This window comes from Nocardia glycosmidis, from assembly GCF_052545115.1.
In genome coordinates, this window is record NZ_JBQWRH010000004.1 from 1 (window position 1) to 15,357 (window position 15,357).

The following is a 15,357-nucleotide window of genomic DNA, read 5'->3' on the forward strand; positions in this document are numbered from 1 at the left end:
CCCAACCTCCGATCGGGTACGGGAGGCGCTGTTCAGCGCCCTCGGCGCCCGGTTGGATCTGGCGGGTGCCCGCGTGCTCGATCTGTACGCGGGCTCCGGCGCGCTCGGATTGGAGGCGCTCTCGCGCGGCGCCGAGCACGCGCTGCTCATCGAAGCCGACCGCAAGGCAGCCGCGGTGGTGCGCGGCAATATCGCCGACCTCGGGCTGCCCGGCGCCGAGTTGCGGGTCGCGACCGTGGCGAGCGTGCTGCGACTGGGCGGAGCGGGCGACGTCGACGTGGTCTTCTCCGACCCGCCCTACGCGGTGGACAATTCCGCTGTGCTGGCGGACCTACGTGCCTTGGCCGAGCACGGCTGGCTGCGTCCCGGCGGCTCGGTCGTGCTGGAGCGTTCCGCGCGTTCGCCCGAAATAGCTTGGCCCGCATGTTTCGTCCCGGCCAAGTCGCGGCGGTACGGCGAAACGCGCATCGACATCGCGGAGTTCGAGCCGCAGGGGTAGACACGGCTGCGGCCACCGTGCCTTACCACGGTGGCCGGTGCTAGCGTCGGCTCATGGCAGGAGCACTGTGCCCCGGGTCCTTCGACCCCGTGACCTACGGACACCTCGACGTCTTCACCCGGGTAGCGGCCCAGTTCGACGAGGTCGTCATCACCGTCATGATCAACAAGAACAAGCAGGGCATGTTCACCGTCGAGGAGCGCATGGAGATGCTGCGCGAGGCGACCGCACACCTGAGCAACATTCGGGTGGAGTCGTGGCACGGCCTGCTCGTGGACTTCGCGCGGGAACAGGGAATCACCGCCATCGTGAAGGGTCTGCGTGACGCCGGCGACTTCGGCTATGAGCTGCAAATGGCGCAGATGAACAAGAAGCTCTCCGGTGTGGACACGTTTTTCATCGCTACCAATCCGTCCTTCAGCTACCTATCCAGCTCGCTGGTCAAGGAGGTAGCCGCATACGGTGGCGACGTCGCCGACATGCTTCCCCCGTCGGTCCACAAACGGCTCCTTGACCGCCTCGCTGAACGCAACAGCTGAGTTCGCTCGGCACCGAACTCTGCGTCCTGCGACCGGCCCCCGCAACCGCCGCCAGGCGTAACTGCTGATCGCACGTGCGTGCCTGGGCGCACCCGAACTCGAGTGGCAGCCGATGCGGGACCTGAACGCGGAGCCGGCGCCACCTGATCGGTACGGCCCAACGGCGCGGAGCGGGCGGGGGAGCTCAGAACACCAGGCGCAGCGCCAGGAAGCGCATGCCGCCGACCGCTGTGGTGACCGCCAGGATGGCGGCGGCCTGTGCGGTGTCCGCGAGGCCGGGCGCCCACGCGCCGAGTCCGGCCAGGGCCGCGGACGTGATGCCGAGACCGACCAGCGCCAGCCCGCCGCCTTCCCACTGCGCGGTGAACCAGCCCACCCGGCTCGCGGCGTGGAAGGTCAGTTGGCGGTGCAGCTCGTTGGCGATCACGGTGCTGACGATCGAGCCGACGACGTTCGCGATCAGCGGCCCGGCACCGTGTAGTGCCAAGAAAAGCAGCACGTAGGCGACGTTGCTGGATCCACCGACGAGCGCGAAGCGGATCAGCTGGGCGAAGGCGCGGTCGCCGCGAAGGTAGTGGATCAGCTGTCCGAACATGGCCGCGACCGGCTGTGTCCGCGGCGTCGGGTATGGACCGCCCCACGGCACGAAGAAGCTGGTGGCGCGCACTCCCGCCGGTCGCGGTAGTTCCAGAACAGTCATCGTCATTCCGATCGAACACGAGCCGTCGGAAGGGGTAACAGCGATGACCATCGCTTCCTTGCCCCGTCGACTCTCGGCAGGCTCCGTACGCAGGTCATATCGGGTAATCGCTGAACGGTCGGGGCCTATCGACATTGCGACGGGCAGGGGTCCATCCCTCGGGCTTCCTTGGGCCGCGATCCCGATGGCTTCGCGGTCCGGGCTGAAGATCCGGTCGATCTTCCAGAGGAACCTAACACGAAGCGGAGTCAACAGCTCCACTTGATTGTGTGGTGTGCAAGACACTGACGCGACACACCGGAAATGCATTCGGCACGAGCCGTGACGAGGGGCACACTGGGTTTCGCCGTGAGTCCGCAGGAGGGTAGTGAGCATGTATCGCGTATTCGAAGCGCTCGACGAACTGGTGGCCATCGTCGAAGAGGCGCGCGGCATCCCGCCGACGCGCAGCTGCATCGTGCCGCGCGGTGACGTACTCGAACTGCTCGACGACGTCCGTGACGCGCTGCCCGGCGAACTCGACGACGCCCAGGACGTGCTCGATCACCGGGACAAGATCGTTTCCGACGCCAGGTCATCGGCCGAGACCACGGTGCGCGGCGCCAACGAACAGGCCGACCGAACCATCGGCTCCGCCCGCGAGGAAGCCGACCGGATCCTGGCCGACGCCAAGGCCCACGCCGACCGCATGGTCGCGGAGGCGACCGCCCACGCCGACCACCTGGTCACCTCCGCGCAGGAGGCGGCCGAGCGTATGGTAGCCGATGGCAACGCCGAATTCGACGCGGTCACCGGCCGGGCGCGCATCGAGTCGGAGCGGATGATCGAGGCGGGGAAGGCGGCCTATGAGCGCTCGGTCGCGGACGGTCTCGCCGAACAGGAGCGCCTGGTCACCCAGACCGAGGTGGTGCGTGCCGCGCATGCCGAATCGGCCCGGGTGATCGATGCCGCGCACGCGGAGGCCGATCGGCTGCGCGAGGAATGCGACCACTACGTCGACTCCCGGTTGGCCGATTTCGAAGAGACGCTCACCAGCACGTTACGCACGGTCGGGCGCGGCCGTCAGCAGCTGCGGACCGGGGCGGGTGCCCCCGACTATGCCACCGAATTCCGCAGGTAGCGGCACGGACGATGATCAGCTGCGTTTGGGTGGGAACCGTGCGGTCGCGTATTGTTGAGTGGTTGCCCGTATCCCCCGATCGTGAGTGAGTTTCGTCATGCCCGCCGGTTCCGGTTCCGCGTCGCATTCCCGTTCGGCCAAGCGCCGGATGCCGGATGCGGCTTTCGTGCTGGATACCCGCAGCCTCGGCCGCAGGCCGGGGACGATGCGGGAACTGCGCCGCACGGTGACGACCGAGGAGCGGATCGGCCTGGATCTGATCGCCATCCCCGTGGGCGCGCAGGTGGAGCTCGACCTGCAATTGCAGGCGGTGTCCGAGGGCGTGCTGGTGACCGGAACGGTGACCGGCCCCACCGAGGGCGAGTGCTCGCGCTGTCTGGAGCCGTTCACCGGTGCGGTGAGCCTCCAGCTCACCGAGTTGTTCGCCTATCCGGATAGCACCACGGAGCAGACCACCGAAGACGACGAGATCTACCGCATGGTCGACGACACCATCGACCTGGAGCCCGTGGTGATCGACGCGTTCGGCCTGGAACTGCCGATCCAGCCGCTGTGCACACCGGATTGCGCCGGACTGTGCTCGGAATGCGGCGCGCGGATGGCGATTGCGGGATCTGGGCACACGCATGAGATACTTGACCCTCGCTGGGCCGGACTGGCTGGATTTGCCTCCGGATCGCCCGGCACCGGCAGCCCCGACGAGGGTGCGGCCGACCGAGACCGCTGAGCAAGACCGATCAGCCGAACCGGCAAAGCAATTAGGACAGAGGAGAAATAGTCGTGGCCGTTCCCAAGCGCCGGATGTCCCGTTCCAACACCAGGTCGCGGCGCAGTCAGTGGAAGGCTGCCGCGCCGACCCTGATCACCTGCCCGAACCGCGCCTGCGGCGAGAAGACCCTGCCGCACATCGCCTGCCCGTCCTGCGGTACGTACAAGGGCCGCCAGGTCACCGCCGCGGTCTGAGTTCGACCTTCCGTAGCGACGTGACCGACGAACCCGACTCGTCCGGTGCGCATGCGAGCCTGCTCGACGCGCTAGGTGTCGAGCTGCAGCCGGATCTGCTGCGTCTCGCGCTGACCCACCGGTCGTACGCGTATGAGAACGGCGGCCTGCCGACGAACGAACGTCTCGAGTTTCTCGGCGACTCCGTACTCGGGCTGAGCATCACCGAACGGCTGTATCGCGAACATCCCTCGAAGACCGAGGGTGAACTCGCGAAACTGCGGGCGAGCGTGGTGAACATGCGCGCGCTCGCCGAGGTCGCCCGTGGCCTCGGCGACGGCGGCCTCGGTGCGCACCTGCTGCTCGGCAAGGGCGAAGAGCTCACCGGCGGCCGGGACAAGGAGAGCATCCTCGCCGACGGCATGGAGTCGCTGCTCGGCGCCGTGCATTTGCAGCACGGCATCGAGGTGGCGCGCTCGGTGGTGCTGCGGCTGTTCGCCGAATTGCTCGAGCGGGGCCCACGGATGGGCGCCGGTTTGGACTGGAAGACCAGCCTGCAGGAACTGACCGCCGAGCGCGGTCTCGGGGTGCCCAGCTACGAGATCACCTCGACGGGACCCGACCACGACAAGGAGTTCACGGCCACCACGGTGGTCGGCGGTCGGGCCTACGGTCAGGGCATCGGCCGATCCAAGAAGGAAGCCGAACAGAAGGCCGCGGGGGCTGCCTACGAGGCGCTGACCGCCGAAGCCTGACGTGCCCGAGCTTCCTGAAGTCGAGGTCGTTCGACGTGGCCTCGCCGAGCATGTGGTCGGCCGCATCGTCGAATCGGTGGCGATCACCCATCCCCGCTCGGTGCGCCGCCATCTCGAAGGCGCTGCCGATCTCGCCGCGCGGCTGACCGGCCTGAAGGTCGCGTCGGCCGAGCGGCGCGGCAAGTTCCTCTGGCTGACCTTCGACGACCCGGAAACCGCCCTGGTAGTGCATCTCGGGATGAGTGGTCAGATGCTGATCCAGTCCGCGGACGCGCCACTGGAGAAGCACGCGCACATCCGCGCTACCTTCAGCGACGGCACGCAGCTGCGTTTCGTCGACCAGCGCACCTTCGGCGGTTGGGCGCTCGCCCCGTTGGTCGAGGTGGATGGCGCCCTGGTGCCCGAGCCCGTCGGGCACATCGCCCGCGACCCGTTGGACCCGGGTTTCGACGTCGAATCCGCGGTCGCCGCCATCCGGGCCAAGCGCAGTGAGATCAAGCGCGTCCTGCTCGATCAGGGTGTGGTCTCCGGCATCGGCAACATCTACGCCGACGAGGCGCTGTGGCGCGCCGGCCTGCACGGTGGACGGATCGCAGCGGGCTTGTCCCGGCCCGCTGTGGGCGATCTGCTGGCCCACGTGCGTGCTGTGCTGGGTGAAGCGCTCGACGCGGGCGGTACCTCCTTCGACGCGCTGTATGTGAACATCAACGGCCAGTCCGGGTATTTCGAACGGTCGCTCGCCGTCTACGGCCGGGAGGATGAGCCGTGCCGCCGCTGTGGCGCGCCGATCATCCGGGAACGGTTCATGAACCGTTCGTCGTATTCCTGCCCACGCTGCCAACCGAAGCCGCGCCGTCGCTGACCCGAGCGAGCTACCGTTTCCTCAGGGCGGTTCGGAGACTCACCCGGCCCGTGAGGAAGGAAGCATGCGAAAGCTCACCTATTACGTCGCCTCGACCATCGATGGATTCATCGCCACCGAGGAGGGTTCGGTCGACTTCTTCCCGGTCGGCGGCGATCATGGTCCCGCGATCAACGCGCAGTACCCGGAGACACTGCCGACCAAGGTGCGCGAGGCGATCGGAGTCGACCAGCGCAATCGCTATTTCGACACGGTGTTGATGGGCCGCAAGACGCACGATTTCGGCGTGCGCACCGGCACCTCGAGCCCGTACGCGCATCTGCGGCAGTTCGTGGTCTCGACCACCCTGCCGGAGAGCCCTGATCCAGCCGTCGAGCTGATCGCCGCGGACCCGGTCGAGAAGGTCAGGGCGCTCAAGCGGGAAAGCGGGCTGGGCGTCTGGCTGTGCGGGGGCGGCGAGCTGGCGCAGGTGCTGTTGCCGGAGATCGACCAGATCTTCCTCAAGTTGTATCCGATCGTGCTCGGCCGTGGCCGCCCCCTGTTCGGTGCGGGGCCACGACTACCGGAGCCGGCCAAGTTCCGGGTGATCACCAGTACCGTCTTCGAGGACGGCGTGGCCTTCGTCAAGTACAGCCGGATCGCCTAGCCCGGTGCTCGACCGGGATCCGAGCGGGACGCCGGACCGGGCCACGGTACCCGGCCCGGTGGCGGCGTTGCGGGAGATCGGCTTCTGGCTGGAACGCGCCCGAGCGCAAACCCATCGGGTCAAGGCGTACCGTCGCGCCGCCGACGTCGTCGCCGGGCTGACCGACGACGAGCGCGAGGCGCATCGGGCGGCGGGTAGCTGGCAGGAGATCGCCGGTATCGGCCCCAAGACCGCGGCGGTCATCGAGCAGGCGTACGCCGGTGCGGTACCCCACTATCTGGCTGAGCTGAGGATGGATGCGCAGCCGATCGGGGCGCCGGGCCGCCCACTGCGCGAGCGGTTGCGCGGCGATCTGCACACCCACTCGAACTGGTCGGACGGCGGCAGCCCGATCGAGGAGATGATGCGCGTCGCGGCGGCACTCGGCCACGAATATTGCGCCCTGACCGACCATTCGCCGCGCTTGACCGTGGCCAACGGCCTGTCCGCCGACCGGCTGCGCAAGCAATTGGACGTGGTCGCCGAACTCAACGAGCGGATGGCGCCGCTGCGCATCCTCACCGGCATCGAGGTCGACATCCTCGGCGACGGCACCCTCGATCAGCGGGCAGAGCTGCTCGCGCGGCTGGACATCGTGGTGGCCAGCGTGCATTCGCGGCTGCGCGACGACAGCGCGACGATGACCAAGCGCATGGCGTACGCGGTCGCCGATCCCGACGTCGACATCCTGGGACACTGCACCGGCCGCCTGATTACGGGTGGGCGCGGCACCAGACCCGAGTCGACGTTCGACGCCGAGGTGGTTTTCGAGGCATGTCGTACCTACGGCACCGCTGTCGAGATCAACAGCAGGCCCGAACGACTCGATCCCCCGTCGCGGCTGCTGCGCCTGGCTGTGGAGATGGGTTGTCATTTCGCCATCGACACCGACGCACACGCCCCGGGACAGCTCGACTGGCAGGGGTACGGATGCGAGCGCGCGCTCGCGAACGGTGTTGTGGCCGAACGGGTGATCAACACGTGGCCGCTGGAGGATCTGCTGGCGTGGACCCGTGCCGGCGCATGACCGGTGGGTTAACGGTTATCGAACAGTTCGAAGCTCGTCGTGCCGGAGCGTGATTGCCGCAGAGAATGAGTGTCACATTGCTTCTCGGGGAGTGGGATCAACTGGTGGGCGACATGCCGCTCGACACAGTTCTGACGCTGATAGGCACCGTTGCCGCGGTCATAGCTCTCGTCGTGGCGGTCGTCGGCCCGCTATGGGAATTCGTTCTGGCGGGCCGCAAACGGCTCGGCTATCGGGTGCAGATGGATACGCCGGTGACCGGCGAAATCGAGTCGAGGTTCCCCGGGGTGCTCACCCAGCTGCGTCCCTCGGTCGATGGCGCGAGCCCGGACTTGAAGGACATCTCGGTCGTCTTGGTGCGCATCGAAAACGCGGGCATCACCGGCATCGATACCGAGGACTACACAGCGCCGAGCCAACAGATCGGTCTGCACCTGCATTTTCCACAGCGCCGGGTGATCGGCATGGCGGTGAACGAACTGAGCGACCCTTCGTCGCTGGCCGACCACCTCGGTAACAACTCCGGCATCGACGTGCGCGAGGACACCGGCGGGCATATCGGCGTGATCGATCTGCCGAAAGTGCCGCTGCGCAAGGATGATCACTACAAGATCCTGGCCATCCTGCAGCGCTCCGACGGCGCGGGGGACTACCCGGAACCGGTGCTGCGTGGCGGTATCAAAGGCGGCCGGATCATCGAAACCCGCGCGGGCACTTCCCGGAGGCTTGTCGTGTTCACGATGTCTCTGGTGCTGGTGATCGGGTTGCTGCTCGTGGCGGTCTGGCGGGAGCCGTCGCCGCCGCCGCTGGAATGCGCGTCGGGGAAGCTGACCGTGACCGGGTCCTCGGCTTTCGGCCCGGTGCTCCAGGAGGCCGCCGGACAGTACCGGAAGCGCTGCACCGGAGCGGAATTCGGGTTCGACTTCGAGGGGACCGAGGCTGGTCTGGACCGCCTCGCCGAGCAGGGCGCGGGCAATCCCGGCCTGCTCGCGATCAGCGACGGCCCCAAAGGCAGCGGATACCAGGCCCTGGTGCACCGTCCACTCGCGCTGTCACTGTTCACCATGATCGCGCATCCCGACATCGGTGTCCGTGACCTGTCCCTCGCCCAGATCCGAGATCTCTACCGGGGCAAGATCGGTAACTGGCGCGAGGTGGGCGGTCCGGACCTGCCGGTGCTGCTGGTCAATCGCAATCCCGGTTCGGGTTCGCGAAACACCTTCGAGCGCAGGCTGCTCGATGGCGTACAACCGGATCGCCCGCACATCAGCTGCACGGCGCTGAAGGACACGGTCATCACCGCGCCCGCACACTGCGACGTGCAGGTCACCGCGGATATGCGCAAGGCGGTCGCGGAACTTCGTGGCGCTATCGGCTATATGGAGCTTTCGGAAGCGCTGGCCGCGGGCTCATCCACGGTCGCGATCGACGGCGTCAGCGCTGGCCGCGACGCCGCGGTGCAGCGCGCCTACCCGTTCTGGGGCGTCGAGTACGCCTACAGCAATGGGGATCTGCCGGGCGACTCGCTCGCCGCCGGCTTCCTGCACTTTCTGACCGATCAGATCGGCAAAGAGGTGCTGCGATCGCACGGCAACGCACCGTGCGCAGACCTGCCCGACCCGGGGCGCTGCCTGCCTGACCGGTGAATTTCCGTAGTCCGCTGTCGGCGACGGACGAGGCGCGGTATGCGCCGAAGCCAAGGGGGGACACAAACTGGGCCACCGGACTACCCACTGATTGCTGATTAATTGCTATTGCGCTGACTTTAGTCACCCCCGATTGGTTTGAAACGGCTCGTCTGAGGTACCTCCCAGTCGGCCCCCCTGATCATGTCGACAGCGTGACCAGGCCAACCAAGCCCCATGGACGGCGGTGCAGCAAGGTCTTCACCCCCGCCGCGGCGGCCACTTAGTTCAGTTCGGCGCCCGGTGCTCCGAGTGCTGGGTGGATGCGAGTGCTAATGGTTGTCCCTGGAAGGAGGGTCATGAGCGCGATTTCCGTGCCGATTTCCGGACAGAGGGTGTCCGATCTGCCGATGGCGTCGTCCGACTACCTGTCGGTAGACCGTTCCAGCGGTCCGTTCCGCATCGCGATGGTCGTACCACCGTATTTCGATGTGCCGCCCAAGGCCTACGGCGGTGTCGAGGCCGTGGTCGCCGATCTGGTCGACGCATTGGTGGCTCGCGGGCACGACGTGACTCTGTTCGGGGCGGGGGAGCCGGGCACCAAGGCCAAGTTCGTGCCGGTGTGGGATCGGATCATCCCCGAGCGTCTCGGCGAGCCGTTCCCCGAGGTCGTGCACGCGATCCGGGTTCGGCGCGCGATCGAGAAGGCCGTGGCCACATCGGGTATCGACCTGGTGCACGACCACACGTTCGCGGGCCCGCTCAACGCGTCCGTCTTCCAGCGTCTCGGCCTGCCCACGGTGCTGACCGTGCACGGACCGGTCGAGGACGACATCTACCGCTACTACCACGATTTGGGTGACGAGGTGGCGCTGGTCGCGATCAGCGACCGGCAGCGCGAACTCGCCGCGGGCCTGAACTGGTCCGGGCGCGTACACAATGCGCTGAACGTCGACGACTGGCCGTTCCGGGTCGAGAAGGACGACTACGCGCTGTTCCTCGGCCGGTTCAACGAGTGCAAGGCCCCGCACCTGGCGCTGGAAGCCGCGCACGCCGCCGGCATCCCGCTGGTGCTCGCGGGCAAGTGCAGCGAACGGGCCGAGCAGATCTATTTCGAGGAGAAGGTGCGGCCACTGCTGACCGACAACGACCATCTATTCGGCCTCGCCGACGCGGCGGCCAAGCGTAAGCTGCTTGCCAACGCGCGTTGCCTGTTGTTCCCGATTCGGTGGGAGGAACCGTTCGGCATGGTGATGATCGAATCCATGGTCTGTGGCACGCCGGTGGTCGCGCTGCGCGGCGGGGCGGTGTCCGAGGTGATCGTCGACGGTGTGACCGGCCGCATCTGTGCGGATCCCGCCGAGTTGCCCGCGGCTATCGAGGAGGTTCGAACGATGGACCCCTTCGCCTGCCGGGCACACGTGCAGGCGAAATTCGGCTCCGACACCCTCGGCCTCGGCTACGAGCAGGTGTATCGCCGGGTGCTGCGGTCCAAGAACCGGTTCGGCGCAGCGCCGATCGATGCGGCCGTGCCGGCCCCGGCGCCCGCCGGAATCGTGGCGAGCGGTTCGGCGTGACCGGTAGCCCACCATTGAATCCCGCCCCCCTGAATTCCGGTGAACCGACCGGGTTCGGGGGGTGCGGTTCGGTGACCCTGGTCGAGGGCGGCACGTTCTGCCTGTCGAACCGGCTCGGCGACGTGGAGCCGGGCAAGCCGCACGGGTTGTTCTTCCGCGACGCGCGCGTGCTGTCGCGCTGGGAGTTGCTGGTGAACGGTAAACCCGCCGAGCCGCTTTCGGTCCTGAGTCCCGAGGCGTTCGCCGCCAGGTTCGTGTTGCGCAGGCCGCCGCAGGCGGGCCTGGCCGACAGCACGTTGCTGGTGGTGCGCGAACGGATCGTAGCCGACGGCATGCACGAGTTGCTCACCCTGGAGAACATGGGACGCGAACCAACGGCGGTGCTGCTGGAATTGCATGTGGACGCCGATTTCGTCGACTTGTTCGCGGTGAAGGAGGGCCGTGCGGGACACGCGCGGGCGGATGTGACCGTCGCTGACGGCGAGCTGGTGCTGCACGACCATGCCGATCGCACACGCGGCATCTCGATTTCGGCGACGGTGGAACCCCAGGTGATGCCGGGCACGCTGGTGTGGCGGGTGATCGTGCCGGTCGGCGAGTGCTGGCAGACCGAGATCATTGCCCAGCCAACGGTGGGCAATCAGCGTTTCCAAGTGGTCGCCCCTGGCGAGCACTACGGCATCAGCGCGCCGGGCCGCAAGATCGAGGCGTGGCGGGACACCGCCACCGATATCATCGCGTCCGATCCGGTGCTCACCCGCGTGTTGCGCCGCACCGAAAGCGATTTGGGTGCGTTGCAGATTCATGACGAGTCCGGGGACGCCCGGCCGTTCGTCGCCGCGGGTGCGCCGTGGTTCATGACCCTGTTCGGTCGCGACAGTCTGCTCACCGCGTGGATGGCGCTGCCCTTGGAGGTCGATCTCGCGCTGGGCACACTGCATCAGCTGGCGGAACTGCAAGGGCAGGAGGTGAACCCGCTCACCGAGGAGGAGCCGGGCCGCATCATGCACGAAATGCGCCGCGGCCCGGCGGGTGGCCAGGTGCTCGGCGGCAACATCTACTACGGCAGCGCCGACGCCACACCCCTGTTCGTGATGCTGCTCGCCGAGTGCCATCGCTGGGGCGCGGATCCCGAGGCGATCCGGCAACTGCTGCCCGCCGCCGACGCCGCATTGCGCTGGATCACCGACTACGGCGATCGCGACGGCGACGGTTTCGTCGAGTACCGCCGCGCGACCGACCGCGGTCTGGTCAACCAGGGGTGGAAGGACAGCTTCGACGGAATCACCGACGCCACCGGGCATATCGCCGAGGCGCCCATCGCGCTGTGCGAGGTGCAGGGGTACGTGCACGCGGCGTTGCTGGCCCGGGCCGAGTTGGCCGACGCGTTCGACGACCCGCGGCTGTCCGGACAACTGCGGGAGCGCGCCGCGGAACTGCGCGGCAAGTTCGCCGAGCAGTTCTGGCTGCCCGAGCGCGGCTGGTACGCCGTGGCGCTGGACGGCGGCAAGCGGCAGGTCGACGCGCTGACCAGCAACGCGGCGCACTGCCTCTGGGCGGGGATCGCGAGTGACGAGCATGCGGCCGAACTGGTGCAACGCATGGCGGGCCCGGAGATGGACTCCGGATTCGGATTGCGCACGTTGGCGTCGAGTATGGGCGCCTACAATCCGATGAGTTACCACTGCGGCTCGGTCTGGCCGCACGACACGGCGATCGCGGTGGCGGGCCTGCTGCGCTACCAGCACGTGCCGGGCGCGGTGGAACTCGCGACGCAGCTGGCCGTCGGATTGCTGGACGCGGCAGCCGTGTTCGACGGGCGGTTGCCGGAGTTGTTCTGTGGTTTTCCCCGGTCGCGGTTCGCCACCCCGGTGCCCTATCCGACCTCCTGTTCACCGCAGGCGTGGGCGAGCGCGGCGCCGTTGCTGCTGGTGCGCGCGTTTCTCGGGCTCGACCCGGACGTCCCGACCCGAACCCTCACCGTGCGTCCGCACCTTCCGGACAGGTGGGGCAAGGTTTCGCTGCGCGCGTTGCGCCTCGGCGTGATCACCGTCGACCTGGAGGTGGAGGGTACCCAGATCACGGCGGCGCGCCTGCCTGACGACTGGCGATTGGTGACCCGATGACCCGGCCGGGTTGCCGAGAGCCACGAGCGGGTATGCCTGCGACGAAAGGATGTTGGCAAGCCTTCTCGCACTGACACGCAGGCATGGGAGGTGCACGATGCAGACATCGCTGGATATTCAGGACTTGTGGCGCACGCAGCACCGGGACTGTTCCGCGGAGCCCACGACCGACCTCGACCTGGATCGCGCGCTGTTTGTTCGCGGCGTGCACGCCGGTCACGGCCCGGAGTGCCGCCAATACCTCGCGGCGGCGGCGTATTGCCTCGATCATGTGGACGACCCCTGACCCGCGGCTACCCCCGGCGGATGCGTTGCGCCAGTACTTCCGCCTATCGGGGTGGTCGCTACAAGATCGCGAAGGCGACGACCAGCCCCAGCGCGAAGTGCGCGGCCGCCACGACGAGAACCTCGGCGGTGTAGGTCTCGGCGTGCAACGCCGCGCCGATGTCGATACCCAGCGCCCGCTCGATGACCCGCACCGAGACGACCTGCGCGACAATGCCCGCCAGGCCGAACACCAGCGCCGCGATCAGTCCTTCGGAGAGTTTGCCGCCACCGCCCACCGAGAAGATGGCGAGCACGACGATGAACGCCATGCTGATCATGCCCGCGGCGGCCACGATGATGGCGTTCGGCTTGCCCGACACCACCAGCTTGCGCAGCTTGCCCGGCGTGGTCAGGTCGATGGCGTAGAAGCCGACGAGCATGAGCACCAAACCGACAAGGGCGTAGAGGATGATCGCTCCCACACCCTCGCCCAGCGAGTTCCAGTACCCCGATTCGAGGGCGACCGATTCGAGGGCAACCGATTCGAGGGCGACTGCGGTCATCTTGATCCTTCCGAAATGAGTTGGCCTGCGGTCGAGCGGGATTCGTGTTCGTCTATCACGATGTTGTCTTGATCACGATGCTGTGCCGGTAACGATGCGGTGCGGGACGAAGGCGGAGCCGTCGTCGGTGATCAGGCCCGCGGTCTCCCGGATGCCGAGACCCGCGGCGGTATCGCCGACGATCCACGCCCCGAGCACCGGGCGCATGTCATCGAACTCCGGTAGCGGGTCGAGCAGTTGGTACACATAGCCCTCTTCGCCATAGACGCCGCCGGTCGCGGTTTCCAAGCCGGCGCCGACAATGGTCATGTTCGCGCCCTCGCGTCCGAGCTTCGGCTTGCGGATGTACTCGGTGAGCTCATGCGGCTCGTCGAGGTAGGCGGGCAACAGGTTCGGGTGACCGGGGTACATCTCCCACAGCACCGCGAGGATCGCCTTGTTGCTCAGCAGCGTCTTCCACAGCGGCTCGATCCACATGGTCTGCGGCAGGCTGTCCACGACGCGCTTGCCGAACTCGTCGTCGAGCGCCCATTCCCACGGGTAGAGCTTGAAGATCGACTCTATCGGCGCCTCGGCCAGGTCGACGAAACGCTCCAGCTCGGAATCGAATCCGATCTCCTCGATCGGCAGTGCGACGGTGTCGAACCCGGCCTCGGCCGCGGTCTCCTGCAGGTAGGCCGTGGTGACGTTGTCCTCGCCGGTGGCATCCGCACCGGACCAGGTGAAGTGCAGCTGCGCGGTGGGCAGCACGTCACGCAGCGCGCTCCACCGCTCGACGAGCTTCTCGTGCAGGGAGTTCCACTGGTCGCCGCCGGGATGCCGGTCGGTGAGCCAGTGCCACTGCACGATCGCGGCCTCCAGCAGCGAGGTCGGCGTATCCGCGTTGTACTCCAGCAGTTTCGCCGGCCGGCGCGCGTCGTAGCGCAGGTCGAAGCGTCCGTAGACGTGCGGGTCGGAGCGTTTCCAGGATTCGGCGATCGGGCCCCAACTCCACTCCGGCAGGCCGAAGTCGGCGAACCGCTCGGTGAGCACGATGTGTTCCACCGCGTTCAGGCACATCGAGTGCAGCAGTTCGACATCGGCCTCCAAGGCGAGGATCTCCGGCATCTCGAACTCGTAGTGGACCGATTCGTCCCAGTACGGCCGCGGCTGCCCGCTCGCGTCCCGCCCCGGGGAGCCGTAGACCAAGCCCTGGTTTTCGATGATCTGCTGCCAGCCCGGCCGCGGCGTATCCCGTACTCGACGCATCTACGACCCTCCGCCGGTGCTCTTGCTGCCCAGTCCACCACGCTGGATCGTGGTGCCGCTCTTGGTTGTGATCTCGGCGCTCTTCGGTTTGACCGTGGTGCCGCCGGTGGGGGGCTTGCCGATGGTGCCGGTGCCGCCGTAGTAGTAGCGGTACTGCGGTCCACCGCCGAGGATGATCAAGCCCGGTCCGCTGCTGTTGGTGAAGCCCGGGCGGCCGTCGCCGCAGTAAGAGTCATCGACCACGACCTCCTGACCGTTCTCGGTTTGCACGCAGTACGCCGTCACGCGATCCGGCGCGGCCAAGGCGCGATAGGCGAGGTATCCGCCGCCGACCAGACCCGCGACACCGACGATGGCGACACCGCCGATCATGACCCGCTTGCGCTTGCGCTTCTTGGCCTCTTCGGCCGCGGCGGCCGCGCGCTGTGCTTCTTCGGCACGCTTACGCGCTTTGTCTCTGGCGCGCGCCTCGGCCACCGTGGGCGGTCGTGGCTGCGTGACGCCTGGTTCTTGACGTTGCACGCTGCCGCGCCGGGGTGGGGGCGCGGTGGGCTCCTGGCCGGTCGGCGTGCCAGGCGGTACCGAGTCCGGCGTGGACCCGGTCTCCGACGGTTGCGCTGATCCGCTCGGCGCGGACGGCGGATTCGACCGGTCGGTGCCGCCGGCAGCGGGTGCCGGCCACGGATGCTGGTCGGTTGCTTCGGGCGGCGCGGTCGCAGGCGTCGGCCGGTCCTCGGACGGAAGCTCGGCGTCGTCTCGACGGTCGCCGTCACCTGGATTCCGCGAACTCACCGCTGCGCCCCCCTCCTCGCCGAATTACCA

General features: G+C 67.6%; 17 protein-coding genes. 13 read left to right on the plus strand and 4 right to left on the minus strand.

The genetic code is table 11. The features are described 5' to 3' along the window. Positions 1-499: 16S rRNA (guanine(966)-N(2))-methyltransferase RsmD (gene rsmD, locus ACT86A_RS05935; protein WP_445090986.1), on the plus strand; the 499-nt coding region annotated here is incomplete at its 5' end. A 53-nt stretch (positions 500-552) separates the two neighbouring features. Further along, positions 553-1,038 (plus strand): pantetheine-phosphate adenylyltransferase, encoded by a 486-nt coding sequence (coaD, locus tag ACT86A_RS05940; protein WP_445090987.1) that lies wholly within the window; start codon positions 553-555, stop codon positions 1,036-1,038. Between the two features lie 184 nt (positions 1,039-1,222). Here coaD and ACT86A_RS05945 read toward each other — a convergent pair whose 3' ends face one another. Next, a complete protein-coding gene (locus tag ACT86A_RS05945) occupies positions 1,223-1,738 on the minus strand; it encodes a GtrA family protein (protein ID WP_445090988.1) in 516 nt (171 codons plus the stop codon). 373 nt (positions 1,739-2,111) lie between these two features. On the opposite strand from ACT86A_RS05945, the gene ACT86A_RS05950 reads away from it, so the two are divergent. The 11 genes from ACT86A_RS05950 (at position 2,112) to ACT86A_RS06000 (ending at position 12,743) form a co-directional block, all read left to right on the plus strand. Then, entirely contained in the window at positions 2,112-2,858 is a 747-nt protein-coding gene (locus ACT86A_RS05950; protein WP_445090989.1) for a DivIVA domain-containing protein, read from the plus strand. A 97-nt stretch (positions 2,859-2,955) separates the two neighbouring features. Further along, positions 2,956-3,585 carry a YceD family protein gene (locus tag ACT86A_RS05955; protein ID WP_445090990.1) on the plus strand — a complete coding sequence of 210 codons (630 nt, stop codon included), beginning with the start codon at positions 2,956-2,958 and terminating at the stop codon, positions 3,583-3,585. A 53-nt stretch (positions 3,586-3,638) separates the two neighbouring features. Continuing rightward, positions 3,639-3,821 carry a 50S ribosomal protein L32 gene (gene rpmF / locus ACT86A_RS05960; RefSeq protein WP_039799574.1) on the plus strand — a complete coding sequence of 61 codons (183 nt, stop codon included), beginning with the start codon at positions 3,639-3,641 and terminating at the stop codon, positions 3,819-3,821. Between the two features lie 20 nt (positions 3,822-3,841). After that, positions 3,842-4,555 carry a ribonuclease III gene (gene rnc, locus ACT86A_RS05965; protein ID WP_445090991.1) on the plus strand — a complete coding sequence of 238 codons (714 nt, stop codon included), beginning with the start codon at positions 3,842-3,844 and terminating at the stop codon, positions 4,553-4,555. 1 nt (position 4,556) lies between these two features. After that, positions 4,557-5,417 carry a bifunctional DNA-formamidopyrimidine glycosylase/DNA-(apurinic or apyrimidinic site) lyase gene (gene mutM, locus ACT86A_RS05970; protein ID WP_445090992.1) on the plus strand — a complete coding sequence of 287 codons (861 nt, stop codon included), beginning with the start codon at positions 4,557-4,559 and terminating at the stop codon, positions 5,415-5,417. 64 nt (positions 5,418-5,481) lie between these two features. Beyond that, positions 5,482-6,063 carry a dihydrofolate reductase family protein gene (locus ACT86A_RS05975; RefSeq protein ID WP_445090993.1) on the plus strand — a complete coding sequence of 194 codons (582 nt, stop codon included), beginning with the start codon at positions 5,482-5,484 and terminating at the stop codon, positions 6,061-6,063. Positions 6,064-6,067: 4 nt separating this feature from the next. After that, positions 6,068-7,129, plus strand: coding sequence for a PHP domain-containing protein (locus ACT86A_RS05980; protein WP_445090994.1), 1,062 nt, complete (start codon positions 6,068-6,070; stop codon positions 7,127-7,129). 65 nt (positions 7,130-7,194) lie between these two features. Then, positions 7,195-8,775, plus strand: a complete 1,581-nt coding sequence (locus ACT86A_RS05985; protein ID WP_445090995.1) for a PstS family phosphate ABC transporter substrate-binding protein — start codon at positions 7,195-7,197, stop codon at positions 8,773-8,775. A gap of 389 nt (positions 8,776-9,164) precedes the next feature. Beyond that, on the plus strand, positions 9,165-10,331 hold the full coding sequence (locus tag ACT86A_RS05990; protein WP_445091309.1) for a glycosyltransferase family 4 protein: 1,167 nt from the start codon (positions 9,165-9,167) through the stop codon (positions 10,329-10,331). Positions 10,332-10,345: 14 nt separating this feature from the next. Then, a complete protein-coding gene (locus ACT86A_RS05995) occupies positions 10,346-12,457 on the plus strand; it encodes an amylo-alpha-1,6-glucosidase (protein ID WP_445091310.1) in 2,112 nt (703 codons plus the stop codon). Between the two features lie 97 nt (positions 12,458-12,554). Next, positions 12,555-12,743 carry a hypothetical protein gene (locus ACT86A_RS06000; RefSeq protein ID WP_445090996.1) on the plus strand — a complete coding sequence of 63 codons (189 nt, stop codon included), beginning with the start codon at positions 12,555-12,557 and terminating at the stop codon, positions 12,741-12,743. 58 nt (positions 12,744-12,801) lie between these two features. On the opposite strand, the gene ACT86A_RS06005 is transcribed toward ACT86A_RS06000, so the two are convergent. The 3 genes from ACT86A_RS06005 to ACT86A_RS06015 form a co-directional block, all read right to left on the minus strand. Further along, entirely contained in the window at positions 12,802-13,287 is a 486-nt protein-coding gene (locus ACT86A_RS06005) for a DUF350 domain-containing protein (RefSeq protein ID WP_445090997.1), read from the minus strand. A 72-nt stretch (positions 13,288-13,359) separates the two neighbouring features. Then, on the minus strand, positions 13,360-14,535 hold the full coding sequence (locus tag ACT86A_RS06010) for a glutathionylspermidine synthase family protein (RefSeq protein WP_445090998.1): 1,176 nt from the start codon (positions 14,533-14,535) through the stop codon (positions 13,360-13,362). Continuing rightward, a complete protein-coding gene (locus ACT86A_RS06015; protein ID WP_445090999.1) occupies positions 14,536-15,327 on the minus strand; it encodes a hypothetical protein in 792 nt (263 codons plus the stop codon). Positions 15,328-15,357: the final 30 nt, after the last annotated feature.